Source organism: Sphingopyxis sp. (assembly GCF_034380315.1).
Classification (GTDB): domain Bacteria; phylum Pseudomonadota; class Alphaproteobacteria; order Sphingomonadales; family Sphingomonadaceae; genus Sphingopyxis.
Genome location: NZ_JAXMPB010000002.1, coordinates 100297 through 126193 on the forward strand (window position 1 = coordinate 100297; position 25897 = coordinate 126193).

Sequence of the window (25897 nt, forward strand, 5' to 3'; positions counted from 1 at the left end):
ACAAAACGACTTCTTGCAGTACCGGCGGACAGGGTGGGATTCGAACCCACGGTGAGCTTGCACCCACGGCGGTTTTCAAGACCGCTGCCTTAAACCACTCGGCCACCTGTCCGCTGCCCGCCGCCATAGCGGCTGCGGGCCGGGCGGCAAGCAAAACCTGTTCTCACGCCCCGCCGCAGGAATGACTCGCCCTGCCGTGGCGCCGCCTAGCCAAGGCACGTGCATCTGTGCGACATTATGCCTATGGGGAGGCTTATGACCCGCTTATCAAGTTTCAGAATCGGACGTCTTTTTTCCTCGGCCGGGGTTTTGCTGTCGGCCTGGATGCTCACCGCTTCGGCGCCGCTCCATGCGCAGGCGAGCGGCGACGTGGCCTTTGACGCCTATGTCCAGTCGCTGTGGCCAAAGGCGCAGGCCCGCGGGGTTTCGCGCGCGACCTTTGATCGGGTAACGGCAGGGCTGCGGTACAATAGCCGTGTCATCGCGCTCGACCGCGACAATCTGGGCAGCCCACCGAACCCCAATACGCCGATCCCTGCGTTCGCCCCCTATCGGGCGAGGCATGTCGATGCCGCGCGGATCAATGGCGGGCGGGCCGTGCATGACCGGCTGTTGCCGATGTTGGCGCGCATCGAGCAGCGTACCGGGGTGCCGACCAGCATCATGATTGCCATTTACGGGCATGAAACCGCTTATGGGCGCGTGACGGGCAGCTTTGACTTGCCTGAAGCGCTGGCGACACTGGCCTATGAGGGGCGCCGCCGGAGCCTTTTCGAGCCTGAACTGATCGCCACGATGGTGATGGTCGAACAAGGCGTGCCGCGGAGCGTGCTGAAAGGCAGCTGGGCAGGGGCCTTCGGCTATCCGCAATTCCTGCCCTCCGTCTATCTGCAGGTGGCAGAGGATGGCGATGGCGACGGTGTGGCCCGCATCTGGTCCAGCGAGGCAGACGCGATCGAATCCATCGGGGCCTATCTGCGCCGCGCCGGTTGGCGGGCGGGGCAACCGTGGGGCGTCGCGGTGCGTGTTCCGGCGGGTTTCGACCGGGGGCGCCATGCCAGCCGGTTGCAACCCACGCGCTGTCCGCGCGTCTTTGCCCGGCATAGCCGTTGGCGGAGCATGGCAGAATGGCGTGCCGACGGTTTTCAGCCGGTGGGCGGCAACTGGCCTGACGGACATATTCAGGCGGCGCTGCTGGAACCCGACGGTCCTGGAAAGACCGCCTATTTGCTGACGGGCAATTATCGTGCGATACTCGACTATAATTGTTCCAACTTTTACGCGCTTTCGGTGGGGTTGCTGGCGGATGAAATCGATCGTTAGAGGAGGGGGGCTGGCCAGCGCGATGCTGGCGCTTGCGGCATGTGGAGGTTTGGGAGGCAAGGACAAGGAAGTGGCGACGGTTCCGCCGTCCCCTGCCTCGGTCGGCGTGCCCGACACGCCCAGCATTCTGGGAGCACCCTTCACCATCGGCACAACGACCTATACCCCAGCCGATATCCCCGATTATGACGATGTGGGCTATGCGAGCCGTTATGGCGCGGATCGTGCGGGCGAAGCGACGGCCAATGGTGAAAGCATCGTTCCGTCCGCGATCAGTGCCGCGCACAAGACGCTGCCGCTGCCGAGCTATGTCGAGGTGACGGCGCTCGATACCGGGCGAACGATATTGGTTCGCGTCAATGATCGCGGGCCGATGGTGAACGACCAACTGATTGCGCTGTCGCATGGCGCCGCCGATCAGCTGGGGCTGAAGGATGGGCCGGTGGCCGTTCGCGTGCGCCGGACCAATCCGCCCGCGGCCGAACGAGCACAGCTTCGGGCGGGAAGGGCGGTGCCCGAACGCATCGCGACGCCCGATTCGCTACTCGCTATCCTGCGCCGCAAGGCAAAGGACCTGCCCGTTCCGGCAGCACTGACCGCGCAGCCGACCGGGCCGGTTCCGACGGCTTCGGCGGGATCGGCACCGGGGAGCGACCGCCTGGTCATTGAAAGTGACGAAAAAAAGCCGACAACCACATCGCCGCCCCCTGCCGCGACGGCAAAGCCCGCCGCGCCTTCAAGCGGGGCACTGTTCGTTCAGGTCGGCGCGTTCAGCACCCAGGCGCGGGCCGAGGCCGCCGCCAAGATGGTCGGCGGCACCGCCAGTAAGGCCGGGACGCTGTGGCGCGTCAGGACGGGGCCCTTTGGCGAGAAGGCCAAGGCGGATGCAGCGCTGGCGGCAGCTCGGGCAAAAGGATTTCGCGACGCGACGGTCGTTCGTGACCGGTGACGACGTGGCCGTGATGAAGAATAAGCTTGCCATGCGCAGCGCCGGAGCGGTGTTGGCCGTTGCCGCGGCTGGGGTCGCGCTTTCCGCTTTGCCCGCCGCTGGGCAGGCAACGCCGAAAGCGACTGCCGTCAGCCGCCCGCTTTACGTGACCAAAGCGCCCATCGTGATGTTGAAAGACCTCGATTCCGGGGCGGTCCTCTTCTCGCGCGGAACCGAAAAGCCATTTGCTCCCGCATCGATGACCAAGGTGATGACCGCCTATGTCGTCCTCGACCTCCTTAAAAAGGGGGAGTTGTCGCGCGACAAGAAGTTCCGGATGACCGAGGATATCTGGCGCAAGTGGAACAGTGGGACCGGCAGTTCTTCGATGTTTCTGCGTCCCGGGGAAATGCTGACGGTCGATGAGTTGATGAAGGGACTGATCACCGTTTCCGGCAATGATGCTGCGGTGTTGCTGGCGGTCGGAATCGACGGGAGCGAACAGGAATTCGTCAAGCGAATGAACCGTGTAGCGGCCTCTATCGGGATGAAATCGAGCCGGTTCGGCACCGCCAGCGGCTGGCCGGACGGCGGCGTCACCAAGGTCAGCGCCGCAGACCTGATCACGCTGGCCGATCGCCTGATCCGCGAACACCCCGATGGTTATGGCCGGTATTTTTCGATCCCCAGCCTGCGTCATGGCAAGGCTCCAGACGGCACGCCGATCGTTCAGCGAAACCGCAATCCGCTTTTGGGTCGGTTCGATGGTGCCGATGGCTTGAAAACGGGACATACCGCCGAAGCGGGGTTCTGCCTGTTGGGCTCTGCGAAGCGCGGAAACAGGCGCCTGATCATGGTGGTGGCGGGCATGGGAAGCGAGAAGTCGCGGCGCGATGAGGCCGAACGGCTGATGCGCTGGGGCTTTGAGCAGTGGGAAGGGCGCGAGTTGGTGTCCGCCGACGTCAGCGTCGCCCCGATCAATGTGGATCGAGGAAACCGCCCGATCGTTTCGGCGAAGACCGGCATGGCGGTGCGTATGACGGTCCCCAAAGGGCATTCGGGTGGCTATCGCGCCGTGATGAAAAGTCAGGCTTCGCTGTCGCCGCCGATCGTACGCGGCACCCCCATCGCGGAACTGATCGTGACGCCGGACGGGCTTCCCCCGCAAAAAACGCCCTTGCTGGCTTCGGATGACATCGTCGAAGGCGGATGGTGGGCCCGAACGCGCGCCGGATTCTACAGGTTGACCGGGTGGTGACGGGGCGTTTCATCACGCTGGAAGGCGGCGAGGGGGTCGGAAAATCGACCCAGATCGAGGCGCTGGCCGTAGCGCTGGCGCATCGGGGAATCGACGTCGTGGCGACACGCGAGCCTGGAGGCAGCGCGGGGGCTGAAGCGATACGTACGCTGCTGATGACCGGTGCCGACGATCGCTGGGATGCCCGCAGCGAAGCCTTGCTCTTCGCCGCCGCGCGCGCCGACCATGTCGCGCGCACGATCCGCCCGGCGCTGGAGCGTGGGGCATGGGTAATCTGCGATCGTTTCGTCGATTCCACCCGCGCCTATCAGGGGGGCGGCGGCGGGATTACCGATGCGGACATCATGGCGCTTCACCGCTTTGGATCATGCGGACTGCTTCCCGATCGCACCTTTCTGCTCGCCGTGGGCAAGGATGAAGCTACGCGCCGCCTCGTCCTGCGGGACGGCGACGGCCGCGATCGCATGGGAAGCAAGCCCGCCGACTATCAGACGCGCCTTGCCGAGCGCTTTGCCGAGATCGCTGCCGCCGAGCCTGCCCGCTGGCGAATTATCGATGCCGGCGCGGCGCCCGAGGCGGTGACAGCGGCTATCCTGGCGGAGCTTTCCGAATGGCTGGACTGATCGGGCACGAAGACGCGGAGAACGCTTTTCTCGATGCCTGGGGCAGTGGGCGGTTGCACCATGCCTGGTTGCTTGCCGGGCCGCAGGGGATGGGCAAGGCCGCCTTTGCCGCGCGCGCCGCCCGCTTTCTGATGACGCATGGGCGCGGCGGTAACGGCCGCCCGGAATCGCTCGACGATCCCGGCGATACCGCCGCCGGGCGACTGGTCGAAGCGGGCAATCATCCCGAAATCGTGCGCCTGGAACGCGCGCCCAAGGACAAGAGCAAGGATCTCGCCCGCAATATCACCATCGATCAGGTGCGCGGGATGATCCGCCGACTGCACCTGTCGCTATCGCTCGGCGACTGGCGGGTGATCATCGTCGATGCCGTCGACGATCTGGAAACAGATGGGGCGAATGCGTTGTTGAAAACGCTGGAGGAGCCCCCCGCACAGACCTTGTTCCTGCTCGTCAGCCATTCGCCAGGGCGCTTGCTGCCGACGATCCGCTCGCGGTGCAGAACGCTGCGTTTTCAACCGATTGAACATGACGTCATGACAGCATGGCTGCACGAAATTCGCTCGATGCTCGATATGGCCGACTTGCGCGCGATCGTGTCGGCGTCGGGCGGGGTCCCCGGCAAGGCGCTTGCTCTGGTCGACAGCGACGTCGCCGCGATGGAAAAGAAGCTGGCGACGATCGCCGCGACCGGCGACCCAGGTAACCGGCTACGCGAGGCGCTCGCGCGTGAGGTCGGCGGAACGGCCAACCGGGCGCGGCTCGAGTTGGCGATTGATATCGTGCCGGGCCTGCTGACCCGGATTGCCCGCGATCGCCCGATTGCCGAAATCGCGCCGGTTTTGGCGCAGTGGGACCGGGTTCAGCGCACCGCGCGCGACGCGGTTCGCGGTTCATATGACGGTGCGATGGTCGGCTTTGAAATCGGCAATTGCCTGGCCGAGTTGGCACCGCGTTCGCGGCAGGGCGCACGCTGACGCTTTCCCTTCGCCGCCGCACCGGCTAAGGCCGCGCGCATGTCCCAGGATAAGACCCCCTTTTATATCACCACCGCGATCAGCTATCCTAATGGCCGTCCGCATATCGGCCACGCCTATGAAGCGATCGCCACCGACGTGATGGCGCGTTTTCAGCGTGCGCGCGGCCGCGACGTGCGGATGGTCACGGGCACCGACGAGCACGGCCTGAAAATGTATCAGACGGCGCGCAATCAGGGACGCGCGACGATTGATCTTGCCGATGAAATGTCCGGATATTTCCGTGAGATGTACGCTCGGCTGAACATCAGCTATGACAATTTCATGCGCACCTCCGACGCCGCGCACCATGCCGCTTCGCAGGCGATCTGGCGCGCCATGGAGGCCAATGGCGACCTCTATCTCGACCGTTATGAAGGCTGGTATTCGGTCCGCGACGAGGCCTTTTACGACGAAAGCGAGCTCAGCGACGGGGAAGAGGGCGCCCGCTTGTCGCCGCAGGGGACGCCGGTTGAATGGACCGTCGAGGAAAGCTGGTTTTTCCGCCTGTCGGCCTATCAGGACCGGCTGCTTGCGCTCTATCGTGACAATCCCGACTTCATCCGCCCCGAAAGCCGCCGCAACGAGGTGCTGCGCTTTGTCGAGGGCGGGCTCAAGGATCTGTCGGTTTCGCGCACCAGCTTTGACTGGGGCGTGCCGGTACCGGATTCGCCGGGGCATGTCATGTATGTGTGGGTCGACGCGCTCACCACCTATTTGTCGGGACTCGGCTATCCCGACCCGGCCAGCGATTTCGCACGCTTTTGGCCCGCCGACATCCATATGATCGGCAAAGATATCGTGCGTTTTCATACCGTTTACTGGCCTGCTTTCCTGATGAGCGCGAACCTGCCCCTGCCAAAACAGGTGTTCGGCCATGGCTTCCTGCTCAATCGCGGCGAGAAAATGTCGAAATCGCTCGGCAATGTTGTCGATCCGATGGAACTCGCCGAACGCTTCGGTGTCGATGCGTTGCGTTATTACCTGCTCCGCGAGGTCAGTTTCGGTCAGGACGGCAGCTACTCGGCCGAAGCGATCGTGCGGACCGCCAACGCCGATCTGGCGAACAGCTTCGGCAATCTGGCCCAGCGCAGTTTGTCGATGATTTTCAAGAATATGGAAGGGGTGTTGACGGCGGATTATCGGGCCGCACCCGACGATGATGCGCTGCTCGCCGATCTTGGCGACATGGCCCAAATGCGTCTGCCGCGCGAATTCGAACAACTCGCCTTCTCGGTGGGGATCGAGGATTGGATCCGTGCCGTTTTTGCCTGCAACCAGTATGTCGACACGCAGGCGCCCTGGGCGCTGCGCAAAACCGATCCCGACCGTATGCGGGCGGTGCTGATGACGCTGTTTCAGGCCGTCCGCACGCTGGCGATTGCGATCCGTCCGGTCGTCCCGGCGGCGGCCGACAATCTCCTCGACCAGATGGGGATCGCAGAGGGTGCGCGCGATTTTGCAGCGCTCTCCGATGCCGACTGGTTTGCAAAACTGGCGGCGAGCGGCTTCGTCGTCGGACAGCCGAGCCCGATTTTCCCACGCCTCGAACTGCCGGAGGGTGAAGGGGAAGGGGAGGCCTGATGCTGGTCGATTCGCACTGCCACCTCAATTATCAGGGGCTCGCCGAACGACGGGACGAGGTGCTGGCGCGTGCCCGCATGCACGGCGTTACGGCGATGCTCAACATCGCCACGCGCGAGAGCGAGTGGGACGATGTACTGGACGCGGCCGAAGCGAATGATGATGTTTGGGCCAGCGTCGGCATTCACCCGCATGACGCCGATCATCATCCCGATGTCGATACCGCCAAGCTGGTGGCGCGCGCCGCGCATCCCCGGGTGATCGGTATCGGCGAAACCGGCCTCGACTATTATTACGACAAGAGCGACCGGGCGCGCCAGCAGGACAGTTTCCGCCGTCACATTCACGCGGCGCAGCACACCGGCCTGCCGATCATCGTTCACACCCGCGATGCAGAAGCCGACACGCTGGCGCTGCTGGGCGAAGAGATGGGCAGGGCGTCATACTCGGGCGTCATCCACTGCTTTACGGCGAGCGACGACTTTGCGCGCAAGGCGCTCGATATCGGCCTGTACATCTCCATTTCCGGGATCGTGACGTTCAAAAACGCCGCAGCCTTGCAGGCGACGGCCAAATGGCTACCCGAAGACCGGCTGCTCGTCGAAACCGACGCGCCCTTTCTTGCCCCGGTGCCCCATCGCGGCAAGCCCGGCGAACCCGCTTTCGTTGCCGACACGCTGCGTTTCCTTGCCGATCTGCGCGACACCGACACGGCCCGGCTTTCAGAAGTCACCAGCGCCAATTTCTACCGGCTTTTCAATAAGGCGCAGCCATGACATCGTATCGGGTATGAGAGTTCGTATCCTGGGTTGCGGAACGTCATCGGGCGTGCCGCGGATCGGCAATGACTGGGGGCAATGCGATCCCGACAATCCGCGCAACCTGCGCAGCCGCGCATCGATTCTGGTGTCGCTGGGCGGGTTCCGGCTGTTGGTCGATACCAGTCCCGATATGCGGCTCCAATTGCTCGATGCCGGGGTCGGGGCGCTCGATGGCATCATATGGACGCATGAACATGCCGATCATTGCCATGGCCTCGACGATCTTCGGCAGATCATGCACCTGCGCGGATCGGCGGTGCCCGCCTATGCGAGAGCCAATGTCCTCGACATATTGAAATGGCGTTTCACATACGCTTTTGCGGGAAATGCCGGCTATCCGGCGTCGGTCGATCCGATCGAACTGGCCGACCATCAATCGATCGGTCCCATCGAGGTGTCTGCGCTCGACATGCCGCATGGTCCGATCAAGGCAACCGGGCTCATCTTCAGCGATGGTGCGCACAAAATCGGATATGCCACTGATTTTTCGCGATTTACCGATGAGATGGTCGAGTTTTTCCAAGGCGTCGACCTGTTCGTCATCGATGCGTTGCGCCGCTATCCGCATCCGACGCACCCCCATCTCGCCATGACGCTCCAGGGCCTTGCCAAGGTGGGGCATCCGCGCGCCATTATTACCCATATGGACAATACGATGGATTACGATGACCTTGCGGCTGAACTGCCGCCGGGTGTCGAGCCCGGCTTTGACGGGATGGAGGTCCAGCTATGAATGGCAACACCGCGGTTGAACTCATCTGGTTTGCGGGTGCTTTTACCCTGGTTCTCAGCGCACTGATCGTCCGACGCTTGCCGGCGACGGCCTGGGTCAAGATGGGGCTGGCGTGGGCGGCCATATTCGCGCTGATCTTTCTGGTTGTCAGGATCTGGCAAACCGCGACGTGAATGTGTGGGATGGCTGAAAATCAGCACTAAGACACATGCAATTTAACATAATATATATTATCGGATTGCAAGGCTGTAAGCCCCGGATTGAAATGAGACGATTCTCCCAGTTCGAAATGAGACTCGCGTCTCCTAAGTCGCGCCAAACGTGGCGGAATGATGGAGCTTGCGATGACCGCGGGACATTTTCCGAGCAAGCTGGAAAACCAAAACGCGGCAGACACGGACGCTATGCGCGCTTGCGGAAATCCTGGGATCAAGGTTGTCTGCGCGAAAACCCCTGGGCCAAGGCCAGTTGAGCCCGCCAACGGCTCTGAATGGTGTAGATCTCGCAAGAGGGTCCATAGGCAAAGTAGATTGTGGCGGCGTTATCTTTGGGGCGAGACTTGGAGTTCATGTCCAATGAGCCCCCTTCCCTTCAGAATTTTCGACACGGTTCGCCGGATCGATGATCATTCACCGTCGGTCCTAGATCATAAGCGCCTTGGCACTGGTCTCACCGCCGCGAGCCCTGCTTGCGAGATCGAGCCGCGTCGTTATCAGACGATGCGCGACGCATCTGAGGATGCCTAATGATATCGCACGAGCGCCGCTTGGGGACATCCCAAGGCCGTCAAACGCCCATCATACCTGCTGTCGTCGCGCCATCGATGACATAGTCGGCGCCTGAGATAAATGCCGCCTCGTCAGACGCGAGGAAGGCAACCAGCGCGCTTACTTCGTCAAGCTGCGCCATCCGTTTCATCGGCGCCATACCCTCGAACGCCGCGCGGGCCGCAGTGGGGTCTGGCGCGCGGTCGATGACGCCGCGGATCATGTCGGTTTCGACCACGCCGGGCAGGATCGCATTGACGCGAATCCGATAGCCCTTGCCTGCGCAATGGATCGCCGCCGATTTGACGAGCGCGACGACCGCGGCCTTCGTCACCGAATAGGCGGCGTAATTGCCCATCGCGCGATGCGCATTCATCGACGAATTGACGATGATTGATCCGGCGGGTCCATCGGGATTGTTCGCCATCGCACGGATTGCATGCTGCACGGTCAGCATCACGCCGGTCTGGTTCACGGCGACGATATGGTTCCATGCATCGATCGTGATATCCTCGACGCTCGCGTCGCCCGCCTCGGTCCCGGCATTGGCGAAGGCGATGTCGATCCGGCCATATTCGGCCTGGATCTCCGTCATCAGCGCATTCCAGGCGGCGTCATCCTCGACGCGATGGGGCCGGAACACGGCGCCCGTATCGGCCTCGACCTTCGCCGCCGCCCCAGCATTCGAGCCGGTGAAGACAACCTGCGCGCCCTCCTGGCTCAGCCGCGCGACCGTCGCTGCGCCGATCCCGCTCGTCCCGCCCGTGACCAAAGCGACTTTTCCACGCAGTCGGTGCTGCATCGCGCCTCTCCCTTCGCTTGCCGTCTTGCCAGTTTCGCGCGTTGCGCGAACCTATCAATTGAGCAAGGTGACGCGCGGCCATCCGGATCGCATGATGCAACGAGCATGGGAGGAGAAGAAAAGAGATGAGTGACAGCGAGCATCCGCCCCGTATCAACTGCGTGCTGATCTGCGGCGGGGTCTGGCACGATATGGATTTCGCGCGGCTCGAGCTGTTGAAACTGCTCGCCGAGGATCCGCGCGTCCGGACGCGGGTGTTCGAAAACTACGATAATGTCGAAGCGATCGCCGCTGCCGACATATTGATCACCTATACCTGTGACGTCACGCCGTCGCTGCCCGCGCAGGAGGCCCTGAGAGATTGGCTGGCGAAAGGTGGACGCTGGTACGCGCTGCACGGCACGAACTCGATCTTGCGCCTGCTCGACAACGGGGTGTGGGATGCGCCGCGCTGGGCGCCGCTGATGATGGACCTTTTGGGATCACAGTTCATCAGCCATCCGGCGATCGAACCCTATACCGTGCGCGTCACGGATCCCGATCACCAACTTACCAAGGGCATCGAGCCGTTCGAGACGACCGACGAACTCTATCATCTCGAAACCCATGGGAACCTGCATATCCTGCTCGACACCGAGTGTAGCGGTCCTGGCACCGGCTTTGTCGAGGCCGACGGCGCACCCGGCACCCATCCCGTTTTCTATATCAAGCCGCATGGCGCGGGCGCGGTGCTCTATCTGACGCTCGGCCATTGCCGCGGCCATTACGACCTGCAGCCGATGATGGACTGGTGGCCGACGGTCGACCGCTGCGCGTGGGATTTGCCGGTCTTCTACGACCTGCTGCGCCGCGGGATCGGCTGGCTGAAGGAACGCGAACGAGTTTAAGCGGACCCGCGCAGCCGTCGCCGATCCTCGCGGATCAGCCCCGCCGCGCGCAACGCGAGCGCCATCGCAGGGGCGTTGGTATTCCCGGTGACGGGCGACGGGATAACCGAGCAATCGACCACGCGCAGCCCGCCGATGCCGTTGACCCGCAACCGCGCGTCGGTGACTGCGCGGTTGTCGCTGCCCATGCGGCATGTGCCGACAGCGTGCAGCCCACATGTGGCAAGGCGGCGAAAGGCCGCGAGAATCTCGGCGTCGCCCTGCACCGTCGCACCAGGGAGCAGTTCGCGCTCGATCAGTCCGGCAAGCGCGGGCTGGGCCATATAGCGGCGCATGGCGTGGACCGCGGCGATGGCCGTCCGTTCATCGGCCTCGGTCGACAGCCAGTTCGGCCTGATGTCGGGTGCCGCATCGCTGCCGGGACCCGTGATATGAATGCTGCCCTCGCTCGTCAGGCGGAGCAATTGGCCATAGATGGTTATCCCCGGCTGGCGATCGATGCTGCTGAGCGGCACCGGATGCTTGTCGTCGCCGAGCGCAAAGGTATAGCCGCCCAGATAAAGCTGGATATCGGGCCGCAAGTCGCCACTCGTCAGGTTCAGAAATGCCCCGACCTCGAACGGCCCCGTTGCCATGATCCCGCCGCGCGTCAGCATATACTGCGCCATCGCGCGCATGAGACCGATACCGAAAAAGCTGCGGTTGCTACCGACATCGCGGCTCAGGCGGTGTGGCATACTGAACCCCAGATGTTCGCGCAGCCGGCCGCCGACGTCGGGGACATCGACGATCGGATCGACCCCCGCCGTGCGCAGCACCTCGGCAGCTCCGATGCCCGAGCGCTGGAGCAGTAGCGGACTTTCCAGCGCGCCGCCCGACAGGATCACCTCGCCCGAACAATTGAAGCGTTGTGGCCGACCCGCGACCCTGGCTTCGATCCCGATTACGCGGCCCCCTTCGACGATCAGCCGCTCGGCGAGTGCGCCGGTAACGACGCGCAGGTTCGGCCGCCTAGCGGCACGCGCGAGAAAGGTCGTCGCGGCGCTCTCGCGCCTGCCGCGACGGATATTGTGCGCATAGAAACCGACGCGATCCGATGTCGCCGCGTTCAAATCATCGACCGGCTGCAGTCCCATCTCTATCCCAGCCTGCACCATCGTCTCGGCCAGTGGATAGGTGAAAATCTTGGGCGCGATGCCGACCGGGCCGCCTGCCCCGCGCAGGGAACTCGCACCCAGCCCATGATCCTCCAGTCGGCGAAAGGCATCGGTCATCGCCTCGCCGTTCCAGCCGGTGCAGCCCAGCCTTTCCCATTCGTCGTAGTCAGCGGGCTCGCCGCGGCTCCAGATCATGCCGTTGACCGCCGACGATCCTCCCAGCCCCTTGCCGCGGATCCAGACTTCGCCCACAGCCGCGCCGTCGCCGCGCGGCTGCGACACGCCATAGGCCCAGATATGGTCGGGATTGGTGACGAGCTTCGCAACGCCCTTTGGGATAGCGACCCATCGGCTGTCATTCGGTCCGCCGGCTTCAAGCAGCAGCACGCGGATACCGGGGGCGGCGCTCAGTTGTTCGGCAACGACACAGCCAGCAGAGCCCGCGCCGACGATGATATAGTCCCAATTTGCGCTCACGCCGCCTCTCCTGCTTCGAGGCAATTTGGAACGGGCAGCGCATGTATCGCACCTAGCGCAATAAATAGTCCCCTCGCCCCCTCCGCCGCACGATAGTGCCCAGAAAGCAAATGGAGGGTGCGATGACGGCAGTGGACGGACGTATCGCAGGCAAGACGGCCTTTGTTACGGGAGGCGCATCGGGACTGGGGCTCGACATCGTGCGCCGTTTCGTCGCCGAGGGCGCAAGCGTCGTGATCGCGGACATCGACAGCGCCGCGGGCGAGGCGCTCGCCGCCGAGCTCGGGCAGCGCTTCGTCAGGCTCGACGTGTCGAACGAGGCCCAGTGGCTTGCTGCGCTCGGCACCTGCGACCGCGTCGACATTCTCGTCAATAATGCTGGGATCACGACGCATGGCTCGATCGAGGATTTGACGCTGGAGGCCTTTCGCCATGAATTTTCGGTCGACGTCGACGGAGTTTTTCTGGGCTGCAAACATGTCATTCCGAGGATGAAAGATCATGGCGGCTCGGTGATCAACATGTCGTCGATGTGTGGCGTTCGTGCGCAGGGCGACCTCGCCGCCTATAACGCCGCCAAGGCCGCCGTGACGCATCTCACCAAGTCTGCCGCGCTTCACTATGCCCGCAAAGGCTATGGCATCCGCTGCAATTCGGTGCATCCGGGCGCGATCCACACACCGATCCTCGACAAGGTGATGGCGCAAGTCGACGACGGGCAAGCCCTCTATGACAGCTGGGTCGCGACACACCCCGTCGGCCGCCTTGGCCGGCCAGAAGAGATTTCGGCGATCATACTCTATCTCGCCTCGGACGAATCCGCTTTCGCGACGGGGGCCGAGTTCCGCATCGACGGCGGCAGTTCTCTTTAGGAGATTCGACATGGGTTTCGATGGACCGTGCGAAGACCGGCTGGCGCTCCGAGACTTGCTCGACAGCTATGCCGATGCTGTATGCCGGCACGACGCCGCCGATTGGGGCGCAACCTGGCACCCCGATGGTGAGTGGTTATTGCCCGGTTTCGGCCATTTCGTCGGGCGCGCCGCGATCGTCACGACTTGGCAATCCGCTATGAAAAACTTCTCCGGGATCGTCTTTCAGGCGTGGCCGGGGTCAATGCATGTCGACGGCGATTACGCCACCATGCGCTCTTACACCGCCGAAAACTATGTCCGCGACGGACGAATGCATCGCGATCTTGGCTCTTACGACGACAGATGTATCCGGCACGATCGGCGCTGGCTTTTCACACGCCGAGCCTTCACGCCTCTGCAGCGCTGGCCGGCTCGCGGATGAATGGCCGGCTGCTGGCGACCCAGGCACCCGCGCCGTGATCGCCTCTCTCGCCTCGGACGCCGCGCGTTTCTGGTCCGGACACGGGCTTTTCGTTGATGGCGGCGCAGCGCAACGTCAATAGATTCAATCGGTTCGCTATCCCTGCGACCCGCCTGATATTTTTGATGATTGTTCAAATCGGCCATTCGGCGGACCTTCCTTTCCAACGTGACCCGCGAGCTGATGCGCTGGCACGAGAGGGAGGATCGTCGATGCTCACACATGCCCGAAAGCTGCCCGCCGTCCGCGCGACGGTATCGCTCGCGGCGCTCGTCATTGCCCAACCTGCAATAGCGCAGGAGGCGCCGGCCGAAGGCAATAGCGGCGGCGCGATCCGCGAAATCGTCGTCACGGCGCAAAAGCGTCAAGAGAGCATCCAGTCGATCCCGATCGCCGTTACCGCGCTGGATGAAAAGGCCCTCGAGTCAGCGACGATTGACGATATTCGCGATATCGCCGGCCGCGTCCCCAGCCTGGTCGTCGACCAGGTTGGCGCCGGGCCAAGCGCGGCCGCGATCTCGATCCGCGGCATCAGTTTCGAGGACATTGAAAAGAGCTTTGACCCCGCGGTGGGCGTCGTTGTCGACGGAGTGTTCATCGGCACCAACACTGGCCAGCTGCTCGACAGCTTCGATCTCGAACGGCTGGAGGTTTTGCGCGGCCCGCAAGGGACATTGTTCGGCCGCAATACGATCGGCGGTGTCATCAACGTCATTCGCACCCGGCCGACCGAAGAGTTCGGCATGCGCGGCCAGTTCGCGTATAGCCGCTTCGACACCCGGCGAGCGCGCTTGGTGGTCAATACCGGAAAACTTGGCGATTTCATCGCGATCAAGGCCTTCGGCTATTATGACGACACCGACGGCTTCTATCACAACGTCACCAAGGATCGCCGTGAGGGCAAGTATGAAACACTGACGGGCGGCGTCACCGCGCTCATCACGCCGAGCGATGCGATCACCGCACAAATCACCTATCAGCATACACGCGAACGCGGCGAAACGGTTGCGTCGGCGCTATCCGAAACCGGCCGCGATCTTGTGTGCGCCGCGCCGGGCGCGCCCGGTTTTTCGCCGGCCGAGGAATGCGACCGCTGGCGGCTGCCGGCGCGCGGGCTCTATACCACCTATCAGAATATCGAGACCCCGGTTCGCAACAATGTCGACAGCGTAACGGGTAATATCGATATCGAACTCAGCGACACCCTCACGCTGTCATCGGTTACCGGCTATATCACGAACAAGGAGTCGGTAACGCAGGATTTCGACGGCAGCTCCGCCGACTTCTTCGACACCCGTCGCCAGCAGGAATATGACCAGTTCAGCCAAGAGTTGCGCCTGCTTGCCGAGTTCGATATGGTTAACCTGCTGATCGGCGGTTATTATTTCGACAGTTCCTATACGCTCGACCAGTCGACCAATTTTGGCGCAGTGCTCGGTCAGGGCTCCACGGCCGTGCTTCGGCAATATGTCGACCACAATGCGAAATCCTATGCGGGCTTTGCCGACGCACAGATCAGCCTGAGCGATGCATTCAAGATCGGGCTCGGTGCCCGCTACACCAGGGACAAAAAGTCGATCTTCAACAATTACGGACGGATTGGCGCGCTGGTCGGGATCACCCTGCCCGGCTTCGACGGCACATCCTGCGTTGCCGTTACCGGGACGACCAGCCCGGCACCAGGCGTGGTCATCCCGGTTTACAGCCCCGCAAACAATTGTTCGGCCAGTGACAGTTTCGACAAATTTACCTGGCGTGCCAATGCGGAATATACCATCGAACCAGGCAAGCTGGTTTATGCTTCCTTCTCGCGCGGTTTCCGGTCGGGCGGCTTCAACGGTCGGGCCGCGTCGCCGACATCTTTGGGTCCTTATCAGCCCGAGACGGTCGATGCCTATGAAATCGGGCTCAAGGCCGATTGGCTTGACCGCACGCTGCGCACGAACCTTGCCTTCTATTACACCAAATATCATGACAAGCAGGAAGAAGTGGTGCAGCCCGCGCCGCCGGGATCGTCAAATCCCCAAGAAACGGTGGTCCGGAACGCTTCATCCGCCGACATCAAGGGGTTCGAGGCCGAGATCATCGCGCAGCTGTCCGATGCGCTGAGTTTCAACGCCTCCTTCAGCTATACCGATGCGCAATATGATAGCTTTTTCAATGATATCGTCGGCCTGACGCCGGGCAGCGCGCCCGACGGCGTGCCCGACGATGTCTCGACACTGACGCTCCGCCGCGCACCCAAATATCAATGGTCGGCAGGCCTGAGCTATTCAAAGGAGACAAGCTCTGGGCGGCTCGATGCTTCGACACTGCTGCGCTATCAGAGCAAATATGCGACCTGCATCGCGCCGAACCGGCCGATTGTCCCGGGCAATGTCGTCAACGACAACCGCTGTTTTACCGAGGATCGTGAGAATCTATCGGCGCAGATCGGCTACACGCATTTCCTTGGCGGTGGCAGCGAGGTCAGCCTGGCGCTGTTTGGACGCAATCTCACCAACCACAAGGGTCTGTCGTCGACCTTGCCGGTTGCTGGCCTGTTCACCTTCGGCGCGGGGCAAGCCCCGCGTACCTATGGCGTCGAGCTGGGCTTCCGCTTCTGACGAACAAGGCTTCGCGTCACGGGCACGACGCGAAGAAAAAGGGAGCGGGGGCGGCGCACAGCACCGCCCCCCTTCTTCGCTCAAGCGCCAGCCTTTCCACGCCCACCCTCTTGGGAGCGACGAAACAATGACACAGGCCTTCTTCGACCATCCCTTTCTGTCGGGGCACCACCAGCCGGTGCGGTTCGAGGCGACCGCGCCCGACCTAATTGTCGAGGGTCGGATTCCGGACGACCTTGTCGGCGTCTTTTACCGCAACGGTCCCGAACCACTCTATCCGACGCGCGAGGGCGAGTATCACTGGTTCGACGGCGACGGCATGGTTTACGCCTTTCATATCGAAGGCGGACGCGTGTCGATGCTCAACCGGTGGGTAAGAACCGAAAAGTTCGAGCTGGAAAAAGCGGCGGGCAAACGCCTCTTCGGCCTGTTCGGCAATCCGATGACGGCCGATCCGTCGGTGCAGAACAAGCGCTACAATACCGGCAATACCAACATTATCGTCCATGGCGGCAAACTGCTGGCGCTGATGGAGGGAGCGCCCGCGGTCGCGCTCGACCCGCGCACGCTCGAAACGCTGGGTGAGGAACATTATGGGGGGACGATCACCACCACCTTCTCCGCGCATCCAAAGATGGATCATCACACGGGCGAGTTGGTCAACATTGGCGCAATGATCAACGGCCCGATGGGCGCGGCGCAAATCCGATACGACGTGATCGCGGCCGACGGCAGCGTACGCAAGGCCGAGATTATCGACATGCCGCACAACGCACTGATGCACACCTTTTTCCTGACCGAAAACTGGGTCGTTTTTCCGGTCATCCCGATCGACGTCGACCTTGGTCGCTTCATGAAGGGCGGACCGATGACAGCGTGGGTCAACGGCCGCCCGACCAAGTTCGCGGTGATGCCGCGCGAAGGGTCGGCCAGCGACGTACGCTGGTTCGACTATGAACCGCGGCACATGTTCCACGAACTCAACGTGTGGGAAGCGGAGGGCAAGATCATCGCCGATGTTGCCGCGGCCAATGGCACCGCACTTTTTCCCGACGAGACGGGAGTCAAGAAGACGCACGGGGATACGCAGCAGAGCCTTCGCCGATGGACGATCGATCCCGGAACCGATGGCAACGGGACGTGGATCAAGGAAGAGATGCTCAATGACCGCGACATCCAGTTCCCACGCCCGGACGACCGTTTCATGACGCGAGCCTCGCGTCACAGCTTTGCCAACATTAACCTCAACAGCCGCGATGGACGCGCCGAGGGGATGGACGCCGTGCTGCGCTTCGACACGGCGAGCGGGAAAGAGGATTATTTCCACTTCGGCAACGGCGCGTCGTGCGGCGAGCTGATCTTCGCACCCAAAATGGGCGCGGCGGGCGAAGGCGATGGTTACGCCATGACGCTGGTCCACCGCGCGGGTGCGGCAACCAGCGAACTGGCGATCTTCGACGCGCTCGACATTGCGGCAGGGCCGATTGCGCTGGTACATGTGCCGTTCCGCGTGCCATCGGGTTTCCATTGCAATTTCTATGCCGCCGACTCCAATCTGTACCGGCAGGCGTTCGGTAGCGCTTGATCAGGAGAGAGGAAGCCAGTGAAGGTCCCAGCTTTTCAGCGCGTAGCCGACGTAGCGCGGATCAACGCGCGCGAGCGCCCTGACCGCATCCTCTTTCACTTCGAAGGACGCGCCACCAGCTACGCCGATTTCGATGCAAACAGCAGCCGCGCCGCGAATGGGCTGATCGCGCTCGACCTGAAACCAGGCGATCGCGTCGCCTATCTCGGCAAGAACAGCGATCTCTATTTCGAACTGATGATGGCGGTCGCCAAGGCCGGGGGAGTGATGACACCGGTCAACTGGCGACTGGCGGTGCCCGAGATCGCGTGGATCATCGACAATTGCGGCGCACGCATCCTGTTCGTCGGGCCGGAGTTTACCGATCTTGTCGCCGCGAACCGCAAGGCCTTTCCGGGCGTCGAGCAAGTGATCGCGACCGAAGGCGCAGCGAACGGCTTTCCTGATTACCGGACCTGGAATGACGGCTTTTCCGCCACCGATCCGGCCGTGCCACGCGGCGAAACCGACGCAGTAATCCAGATGTACACCTCGGGCACCACCGGCAAGCCAAAAGGGGCGGTGCTCACCAACGGGTCGGTGCTGCGCTCGCAACTCGACCGCGATCCGGCCCTTCAGGCCGATTGGGAGCGGTGGGAAGAAGGCGATGTCGGGCTGGTCGCGATGCCTTGCTTTCATATCGGCGGCACCGGATACGGCATCACGGTGATGACCAACGGCGCCACGGGCGTAATCACCCGCGAGTTTGATCCCGGCGCTGTGCTGGACCTGATCGAAGCCTACGGTATCTCCAAAATCTTCATGGTGCCTGCCGCGATGCAGATCATCGTGAATCAACCCCGCGCGCGCGATGTCGATTTTTCGCGTTTGCGCCACATCGCCTATGGCGCCTCCCCAATCCCGCTCGGCCTCTTGCGCCAATGCATCGATGTGTTTCAGTGCGGTTTCGTCCAGATGTACGGAATGACCGAAACGTCGGGCACGATTGCGGCGCTTCCGCCCGAGGATCATGATCCCGCGGGCAATGAACGGATGCGGTCGGTCGGCAAGCCGCTGCGCGGGGTCGAGATGCAGGTAATCGACGCCGACGGCAATCCCCTGCCCCCGCGCGAAATCGGCGAGATCGCGATCCGGACGCAGGCGAATATGCGGGAGTATTGGGGGCGTCCCGAAGCGACGGCGGAGACAATCGACGCGGACGGCTGGCTGCGCACCGGTGACGCGGGCTATACCGACGAGGATGGCTATTTCTACCTCCACGACCGGGTGAAAGACATGATCATCTCGGGCGGCGAGAATGTCTATCCGGCAGAGGTCGAAAATGCGATCTATGGCCACCCGGCGGTTGCCGACGTCGCCGTAGTTGGTGTGCCCGACGACAAATGGGGCGAAGCGGTGAAGGCCTGCGTGGTGCTGCGCGAGGGCGCGCGCGCCGACGCGGATCAGATCATCGGATGGGCGCGCGAGCGGATTGCCGGCTACAAATGTCCAAAAACGGTCGACTTCATCGCCGCGTTGCCGCGCAATCCATCGGGCAAGATTCTGCGCCGCGATCTGCGCGCGCCCTATTGGGAAGGGCGTGCGCGGCAGATCAGCTAGCTTGCAGCTTCGCCATCGCGGCCCCCACGGCGGTGGCAATATCCGCCTCTTGCGGGTTGCCGCGGAGCGTCAAGCCACCATTGGGTTGCAGATTTTCGCCGGTGACAAACGCCTCGTCGCTTGCAAGCCATAGGCAGGCATTGGCGACATCGGCCGCTGTATTCAGCCGTCCGAGCGGATACCGGGGCAGAAAGGCATCGACCAGGCCAGGAGTCGCGAAAGCGTCTTTGGTCATCGGCGATTCAGTAAAGGCGGGCGAGACGATATTTGCCCGAATGCCGGCCGCACCGAAATCGTTGGCGACGCATCGGATCAGCGCTTCAGATCCGGCCTTGGTACCGATATAGGCGGCATGATTGCCGATGACCGCCCGCGTGGTCGCCGACGATAGCTGGATGATCGACCCTCCGCTGGGTTCGTTTTTCAACATCGCGCCGACAAATGCCTGCAAGAAATGATGTACGCCGGTGAACTGAAGCGCGACGATCGCGTCGAGTTCCTCTTCGGTTACGTCGAGTAAGGGCTTGAGCAGACCCCAGCCGCTCGCATTGACAGCGATATCGACCCCGCCCATCGCATCGCGCGCAGCGTCCGCGAGCGCAAAGACCGACGCCCGGGATGTCAGATCGCACACCGCCGCATGACCGCCGATTTCTTGCGCGAGCGCCTCGAGCGGGGCCTGCTTGCGGCCGGCCACCAGTACGCTGGCGCCTTCGCGCGCAAAAAGGCGGGCAACAGCCTGCGCCATATTGTCCTGCGTCGCCGCACCGATGATGACGGCGCGTTTACCAGCCAGTCTGCCCATAAAACCTCTCCCTTTGTCCATCGCAGCAGGTGGTGCCACAACGGGTGTCGCTGCGCGCTTGGCAAAAATGTGCATGGCCCCGTCCGTGAATGGAGACCAGACATTGGCGCAACAGCAGGGAGTGTGACCATGAAGATAGTGATCGAAGCGAAGATCGATATCGATCCGGCGCGCCGTACTGAAGCGCTGGAACAGGCGCGCCCATGGATCGAGGGTGCGCAGGCGCAGCCCGGATGCCTCGGCTATTTCTGGACCGCCGATCCGCACCACCCTGCGCGTGTTCACGTCTTTGAAGAATGGGAAAGCGAAGTGGCGCTCGCGCAGCATCTGGCCGGCCCGCAATATCGCGGTATGCTCGGGCATGTGTCGGGCTTTGGCCTGACGAACGCGGTAAGCCGCAAATTTGCGGTCGCCCGCGAAGCGCCGGTGTATAATGCGGCGGGCGTCGCGACGGCGGAGTTCGATTGAACCGCCGTCCTGATTTAGAGCTTCAACAACTGCTTGCCTCGGTTCTGACCGCTGAACAGGCGTTTAAGCGTCGCGGGCGCATTTTCGAACCCGTGCTGTACGTCCTCTCGATAGTTTAGACGACCATCGAGCACGAAGCCTTCGAGCCGCTTGCGAATTTCGGGAAACTCGCTCGCCCAGTCGAGCACGATGAAGCCCGCCATCGAACCGCGACGAAAGATCAGGTTGAAATAATTTTGCGGCCCGGCGGGCAACGTCCCCATCTCGTACCGGCTGATCCCGCCGCATACGACGACACGCGCGCCGGTCGCGATCTCACCGAGCATGTCGTTCAGGATCGCGCCGCCGACATTGTCGAAAATGACGTTGACGCCGCCTGGGCAATGCTCGCGGATCTGCCGCCGTACGTCACCAGCCTTGTAATCAATCGCGGCGTCATAACCCGCCTCCTCGACGAGCCAGCGGCATTTGTCGGCACCGCCCGCGATGCCGACCGCACGGCATCCGGCGATTTTGGCGAGTTGGCCGACGACCGAACCCGTCGCACCCGCCGCACCCGACACCAGTACCGTGTCGCCCGCGACCGGGCGTCCGACCTTGAACAGGCCGCAATAGGCGGTGACCCCCGTCGTCCCGAGGACCGAGAGCGTCGCCGTTGGCGACAGTCCAGTCTCGATCTTCACCAGCCCCTCGCCCTTCGACGCATGCCATTCGGTCCATCCGGTCGATCCCGTGACCAGATCGCCAACCATAAAGCTCGGATGATTGCTTTCGACCACTTCGCTGATAGCGCTCCCCCGCATCACGTCACCGATGGCCATTGGCGCGACATAGTCTGCGATATTTTCCATCCACCCCTTCTGCGCCGGGTCAAAGCCGAGATAGAGTGTCTTCAGCAATAGTTCGCCCGCGCCGGGTGCCCCGATCTCGGTTTCGACCAGCTTGAAATCGGTATCCCCGATCCCGCGTCCACGCGGGTGTCCGTTGAGCAGCCATTGGCGCGATATCGGCATCGATAGTCTCCCCTGTTTTCCTCCCGAAACTGCGCGCGCACCTTGGCGCCAGCCACCGCCAAAAGTGCCAGTCGCGTGAAAAGTGCCGAGGCGTAGGGTAGGATCAGGGAGAGCAAGAATGCCCGAGGTCCGCCGCAGTTTCTGCCGCTTTTGCCACGCCAACTGCGCGATGCTCATCACTGTGGATCAGGGCCGCGTCATCAGGGTACAGGGTGACCCTGACGACCCGGTGTTCGGCGGCTATACCTGCATCAAGGGTCGCCAACTTGCCGAGGCGCATCACGGGCCGCAACGTCTGACCGCGTCGCAAAAACGCGTCGATGGCCGGTTCGAGGAAATCGCAATGGATGCGGCACTCGACGAGATCGCCGCGAAACTGTCGGCAATCGTCGCCCGATACGGCCCGCACGCGGTCGCCGTCTATGCCGGCACCTATGCCTTTCAGAATAGCGCCGGGGTCGGCAGCGCGATGGCCTTCGCGCAGGGACTTGGTACGCGCAACATCTATACCTCGGTGACGCTGGATCAGCCCGCCAAGGTCTATACGACGATGCGCTACGGCAGTTGGATGGGCGGGACGCACACATTCAGCGATGCTGATGTCGCCTTCTTCATCGGCAACAACCCGATCGTCTCGCACTATGGCCCGCCGGGCGGCCTGCCTCCCTTCTCACCCTCGCGGCGCCTCCGCGATGCGCTCGACGGCGGCCTCAAGCTGATCGTCGCCGACCCGCGCCAGAGCGACGTCGCGGCGCTCGCGCATATTCACTTGCCTGTGCGGCCGGGCGAAGACCCTGCGTTGCTTGCCGGGATTATCCACGTGATCCTCGCCGAAGGGCTCTATGATCAGGCGTTCGACCACCGCTACGTCGACGGCTTCGACGAATTGCAGCGCGCGGTCGCGCTCTTTCCGCCCGGCGTCGCTGCATCACGCGCGGGCGTCGAGGAAATCCAGCTCGTTGCCGCCGCACGCATGTTCGCGAACGGGACCAAGGGCATCGTTTCGACTGGCACCGGGCCGGAGATGGCGGGCAATGGAACGCTCACGCAGTATCTTGTCTCGTCGCTCAACATCATCTGTGGGCGCTTTTGCCGCGAGGGCGAGAAAAGCTCGATCCCGCGCATCTTTACCCCCGTCATTCCGCGCCGTGCGCAGGTCGCGCCGCCGATGGCGCTCTATGGCGAGGGCTTTCCTGCTTCACGCATCCGCGGTCTCACGCATCTCGGGATGGAAATGCCGTGTAATGTACTTGCTGACGAGATGCTGACGCCCGGGGAAGGCCAGGTCCGCGCGCTGATCGTGATCGGCGGCAACCCACTCGTTGCCTTTCCCGACCAGGACAAGATGGTCCGCGCCCTGGGCGGGCTCGACCTGCTGGTTTCGATCGACGTCAACGCCGAATCGGCGACCGCCAAACGCTCCGACTATATCCTCGCCCCCAAAATGTGCCTCGAGCGGGAGGATATCAGCAATCTTTCGGAATGGTGGTATGAGATTCCCTATGCCCGCTATACCGAGGCAATGATCGAGGCGCCCGAAGGGCTGCTCGAGGAGTGGGAGATGCTCTGGGAACTTGCGCACCGCATGAAGACCGGCCTGCCCCTCGCGGGCGCCGCTTGTCCGATGGGCACGAGACCGTCGAAGGAAGCCTTCCTCGACCTGATGGTCGCGGGTTGCGCGGTTGCCCCCAGCAAGGTCCGACGCGACACCGAGGACGGCAAGGCTGTAATCTATGCAGATCTCCACCCGGTCGTCGAGGCCGGCGACCCCAATGCACCGGGCCGGTTCGACCTGACCGCGGGTGCAATGCCCGACCAGCTCATCGCCTATTCAAGCGTCGCGCAGCCGACGCCCGACTTTCCGTGGCGCATGGTCTCGCGCCGCAGCCGTCACCGATTCAACTCGACGGGGCAGAATCTGCCGGCGCTGCGCGCCAAGCGAACGACCAACCCTGCCTTCCTTCATCCCGACGACCTTGCGCGGATACCGTGCGCCGACGGTGACATGGTGCGCATCCGGTCGGCCGTGGGCGAAATCATCGCGGTGGCGCGCAAAGCGGAGAATATGCGCCCCGGTGTCGTCTCGATGGCGCATGCCTTCGGCGATCCCGATATCGGCCCCGACGGCGTCCACGATCATGGCGCATCGACCAATCGCCTGGTCAGCGAGACCGTGTCCTATGACCCCATCACCGGCCAGTCGCTGCAAAGCGCGATCCCGGTCTCCATCGTCCCCGCCTGAGGAGTTTTCATGCCTGATAACCGCCGTTTCCTGCTTATCCACCGCCCCAAAGGCGAACCCGCACAAGCCGATTTTTCGCTCGTCACCGAGCCGACACCCGAACTCGCCGACGGCCAGTTTCTGATCCGCAATCACTATGCTTCGCTCGATCCCGCGATCCGCGGCTGGATGGATGATGCACCGAGCTACATGCCGCCCATCCCACTCGGTACTCCGGTGCGGGCCACCACGGTCGGGATCGTCGAAGCCAGCAAGGCCGAAGACTTCGAACCCGGTCAGTGGGTGTTGGGCTTGAACGGGATCGAGGATTACTCGGTCGGGACCGCCGGCGGCTTCACCCAACCGATCGATGCCACGCTTGTCCCGTCGATCACCAACTATCTCTCGGTGCTCGGGGCGGTCGGGATGACCGCATATTTCGGCTATATAGAGGTGTGCGAGCCGAAACCCGGCGACGTCGTGCTCGTCACTGGCGCGGCGGGCGCGGTCGGCTCGCTCGTCGGGCAGATCGCGAAGATCAAGGGCGCGAGCAGGGTCATCGGCATTGCGGGCGGACCGGAAAAATGCGCCAAGCTGATCGATCGTTACGGCTTCGACGCCGCGATCGACTATCGCGGCAAGGATGGCGACGCCCTCGCCGCCGCGATCCGCGCCGAGGCACCCGAGGGCGTCGACATCATCTTCGAGAATGTCGGCGGCGATATCCTCGATGCGGGGTTGATAAACTTGCGCCACGGCGCGCGGATCGGCCTTTGCGGGCTGATCAGCGAATATAATTCGGTGGAGAAGGTCGGCGCGCGCAACATCTGGCAGTTGATCGTCCACCGCGCGTCGATCCGCGGCTTGCTCGTCGCCGATTACATCGACCGCTTTGCCGAAGGCGCCGCCGCAATGGCGAGGTGGCTGCAACAAGGAAAGCTGGTCGCCGACGAGCATGTCGACGACGGGATCGAAAACAGCTTCGACGCCTTCATGCGCCTGTTTGCGGGAAGCAATCAGGGCAAGATGATCCTGAAAATCGCATGAGCACGCCGCGTAACCTTCTCGTCCTGTCGGGCGGCCATCCCTATGAGGCCGAACCCTTCGCAGCGTTGTTGGCAAGCCTCGCTGGCTGGACCGTCACACACCTGATGCACCCCGACGCCGAAGCCGCGGTCGCCGAAGGCGCTACCGCCGACGCCGACGCAATCCTCTTTTATGACATGCCGGGCTATCACTTCGATGGCGGAAAGGCTGCAACACGGCCGCCCTCCTTCACCTATCGCCGCGCGATCACCGACTATTTCGCGCGGGGCGGCGGCGCGGTCGCGATGCACCATGCGATCGCCGGCTGGGCCGAATGGCCGGAATGGGCAGCCATGATCGGCGGGCGCTTCCTCTACGATCCCGGTGAAGCCAATGGCGAAGCGCATCTCGACTCGGGCTACCGCCATGAGGTGCGTTACGATGCCGTCGTCGTCGATCCCGATCATCCGGTTACTGCGGGCCTCCCCGCCCGTTTTCAGTTCTGCGATGAGCTCTATCTCGCGCCCGTGTGGGGTGCCGCGACACCGCTGCTCCGCGCGGATCATGCCTTCGTCCGCGATAATTTCTATTCGGCATCGCAGGCCGTGGCGGGGCGGATGTTCAGCAACGAAGGATGGGATCATCGTCCCGAAAGCGACCTGATTGCCTGGGAAAAGCCCGTCGGTGCCGGGACGCTGGTTTATCTGCAACCCGGCGACGGACCGCCCGCATACGCCGATTCGAACTTCCGTAAACTGCTTGCCAATGCGCTCGCACATGTCGCCGCCGCCTAACGAAAATGTGCATCGCACCGGCCAGGCGGCTGAATATAGTCGGGGGTGCGATGACACGATCGAGGAAAG

Annotated in this window: 23 protein-coding genes and 1 tRNA gene; 19 read left to right on the forward strand and 5 right to left on the reverse strand. The window is 62.9% G+C overall.

Going from position 1 to position 25897, the window contains the following annotated elements; all coding sequences use genetic code 11:
- Nucleotides 1-25: 25 nt before the first annotated feature.
- A tRNA-Ser gene (locus U0S50_RS03490) sits at nt 26-112 on the reverse strand.
- A 212-nt stretch (nt 113-324) separates the two neighbouring features.
- On the opposite strand from U0S50_RS03490, the gene U0S50_RS03495 reads away from it, so the two are divergent.
- Genes U0S50_RS03495 through U0S50_RS03535 form a run of 9 tightly spaced genes read left to right on the forward strand, consistent with a single transcriptional unit; the run spans nt 325 to nt 8459 of the window.
- The gene (locus U0S50_RS03495; RefSeq protein ID WP_322307834.1) at nt 325-1323 is read left to right on the forward strand and encodes a lytic murein transglycosylase; all 999 of its coding nucleotides are present in this window, start codon (nt 325-327) and stop codon (nt 1321-1323) included.
- Complete coding sequence (locus tag U0S50_RS03500; protein ID WP_322307381.1) at nt 1307-2272, forward strand: septal ring lytic transglycosylase RlpA family protein; 966 nt, start codon at nt 1307-1309, stop codon at nt 2270-2272. The genes U0S50_RS03495 and U0S50_RS03500 overlap by 17 nt, the downstream gene beginning before the upstream one ends.
- The gene (locus tag U0S50_RS03505; protein ID WP_322307382.1) at nt 2208-3509 is read left to right on the forward strand and encodes a D-alanyl-D-alanine carboxypeptidase family protein; all 1302 of its coding nucleotides are present in this window, start codon (nt 2208-2210) and stop codon (nt 3507-3509) included. The genes U0S50_RS03500 and U0S50_RS03505 overlap by 65 nt, the downstream gene beginning before the upstream one ends.
- Nucleotides 3461-4132 (forward strand): dTMP kinase, encoded by a 672-nt coding sequence (gene tmk / locus U0S50_RS03510; RefSeq protein ID WP_416194946.1) that lies wholly within the window; start codon nt 3461-3463, stop codon nt 4130-4132. Before U0S50_RS03505 ends, tmk begins: the two co-directional genes overlap by 49 nt.
- A complete protein-coding gene (locus tag U0S50_RS03515) occupies nt 4120-5109 on the forward strand; it encodes a DNA polymerase III subunit delta' (RefSeq protein WP_322307383.1) in 990 nt (329 codons plus the stop codon). Before tmk ends, U0S50_RS03515 begins: the two co-directional genes overlap by 13 nt.
- Before the next feature lie 39 nt (nt 5110-5148).
- Nucleotides 5149-6732 (forward strand): methionine--tRNA ligase, encoded by a 1584-nt coding sequence (gene metG, locus U0S50_RS03520; RefSeq protein WP_322307384.1) that lies wholly within the window; start codon nt 5149-5151, stop codon nt 6730-6732.
- On the forward strand, nt 6732-7508 hold the full coding sequence (locus U0S50_RS03525) for a TatD family hydrolase (RefSeq protein ID WP_322307385.1): 777 nt from the start codon (nt 6732-6734) through the stop codon (nt 7506-7508). Before metG ends, U0S50_RS03525 begins: the two co-directional genes overlap by 1 nt.
- Nucleotides 7509-7521: 13 nt before the next feature.
- Nucleotides 7522-8286 (forward strand): MBL fold metallo-hydrolase, encoded by a 765-nt coding sequence (locus U0S50_RS03530; protein ID WP_322307386.1) that lies wholly within the window; start codon nt 7522-7524, stop codon nt 8284-8286.
- Nucleotides 8283-8459, forward strand: a complete 177-nt coding sequence (locus U0S50_RS03535; RefSeq protein ID WP_322307387.1) for a hypothetical protein — start codon at nt 8283-8285, stop codon at nt 8457-8459. The genes U0S50_RS03530 and U0S50_RS03535 overlap by 4 nt, the downstream gene beginning before the upstream one ends.
- A 613-nt stretch (nt 8460-9072) precedes the next feature.
- Here the strand turns inward: U0S50_RS03535 and U0S50_RS03540 are convergent.
- Nucleotides 9073-9855 (reverse strand): SDR family oxidoreductase, encoded by a 783-nt coding sequence (locus tag U0S50_RS03540; RefSeq protein WP_322307388.1) that lies wholly within the window; start codon nt 9853-9855, stop codon nt 9073-9075.
- 125 nt (nt 9856-9980) lie between these two features.
- Here U0S50_RS03540 and U0S50_RS03545 point away from each other — a divergent pair, with 125 nt between their 5' ends.
- Nucleotides 9981-10742, forward strand: a complete 762-nt coding sequence (locus tag U0S50_RS03545) for a ThuA domain-containing protein (protein WP_322307389.1) — start codon at nt 9981-9983, stop codon at nt 10740-10742.
- Here the strand turns inward: U0S50_RS03545 and U0S50_RS03550 are convergent.
- Complete coding sequence (locus U0S50_RS03550) at nt 10739-12376, reverse strand: GMC family oxidoreductase (RefSeq protein WP_322307390.1); 1638 nt, start codon at nt 12374-12376, stop codon at nt 10739-10741. The genes U0S50_RS03545 and U0S50_RS03550 overlap by 4 nt on opposite strands.
- 122 nt (nt 12377-12498) lie before the next feature.
- Between U0S50_RS03550 and U0S50_RS03555 the strand changes: the two genes are divergently transcribed.
- The 5 genes from U0S50_RS03555 (at nt 12499) to U0S50_RS03575 (ending at nt 19501) form a co-directional block, all read left to right on the forward strand.
- Nucleotides 12499-13248, forward strand: coding sequence for a glucose 1-dehydrogenase (locus U0S50_RS03555; RefSeq protein WP_322307391.1), 750 nt, complete (start codon nt 12499-12501; stop codon nt 13246-13248).
- Between the two features lie 10 nt (nt 13249-13258).
- Entirely contained in the window at nt 13259-13672 is a 414-nt protein-coding gene (locus U0S50_RS03560) for a nuclear transport factor 2 family protein (protein ID WP_322307392.1), read from the forward strand.
- A gap of 251 nt (nt 13673-13923) precedes the next feature.
- The gene (locus U0S50_RS03565; protein WP_322307393.1) at nt 13924-16317 is read left to right on the forward strand and encodes a TonB-dependent receptor; all 2394 of its coding nucleotides are present in this window, start codon (nt 13924-13926) and stop codon (nt 16315-16317) included.
- A gap of 127 nt (nt 16318-16444) precedes the next feature.
- Entirely contained in the window at nt 16445-17902 is a 1458-nt protein-coding gene (locus U0S50_RS03570) for a carotenoid oxygenase family protein (protein ID WP_322307394.1), read from the forward strand.
- Nucleotides 17903-17920: 18 nt separating this feature from the next.
- Nucleotides 17921-19501, forward strand: a complete 1581-nt coding sequence (locus U0S50_RS03575; RefSeq protein WP_322307395.1) for a fatty acid--CoA ligase — start codon at nt 17921-17923, stop codon at nt 19499-19501.
- Here the strand turns inward: U0S50_RS03575 and U0S50_RS03580 are convergent.
- Nucleotides 19494-20306, reverse strand: a complete 813-nt coding sequence (locus U0S50_RS03580) for an SDR family oxidoreductase (RefSeq protein ID WP_322307396.1) — start codon at nt 20304-20306, stop codon at nt 19494-19496. The genes U0S50_RS03575 and U0S50_RS03580 overlap by 8 nt on opposite strands.
- Nucleotides 20307-20435: 129 nt before the next feature.
- Between U0S50_RS03580 and U0S50_RS03585 the strand changes: the two genes are divergently transcribed.
- The gene (locus U0S50_RS03585; protein WP_322307397.1) at nt 20436-20774 is read left to right on the forward strand and encodes a putative quinol monooxygenase; all 339 of its coding nucleotides are present in this window, start codon (nt 20436-20438) and stop codon (nt 20772-20774) included.
- Between the two features lie 14 nt (nt 20775-20788).
- Here the strand turns inward: U0S50_RS03585 and U0S50_RS03590 are convergent, their stop codons facing one another.
- Complete coding sequence (locus tag U0S50_RS03590) at nt 20789-21787, reverse strand: NADP-dependent oxidoreductase (RefSeq protein WP_322307398.1); 999 nt, start codon at nt 21785-21787, stop codon at nt 20789-20791.
- 118 nt (nt 21788-21905) lie between these two features.
- On the opposite strand from U0S50_RS03590, the gene U0S50_RS03595 reads away from it, so the two are divergent.
- The 3 genes from U0S50_RS03595 to U0S50_RS03605 are packed head-to-tail and all read left to right on the forward strand — an operon-like array spanning nt 21906 to nt 25828.
- Entirely contained in the window at nt 21906-24029 is a 2124-nt protein-coding gene (locus tag U0S50_RS03595) for a molybdopterin-containing oxidoreductase family protein (protein WP_322307399.1), read from the forward strand.
- Nucleotides 24030-24038: 9 nt separating this feature from the next.
- Nucleotides 24039-25055 carry an NADP-dependent oxidoreductase gene (locus tag U0S50_RS03600; protein ID WP_322307400.1) on the forward strand — a complete coding sequence of 339 codons (1017 nt, stop codon included), beginning with the start codon at nt 24039-24041 and terminating at the stop codon, nt 25053-25055.
- A complete protein-coding gene (locus U0S50_RS03605) occupies nt 25052-25828 on the forward strand; it encodes a ThuA domain-containing protein (RefSeq protein ID WP_322307401.1) in 777 nt (258 codons plus the stop codon). The genes U0S50_RS03600 and U0S50_RS03605 overlap by 4 nt, the downstream gene beginning before the upstream one ends.
- Nucleotides 25829-25897: the final 69 nt, after the last annotated feature.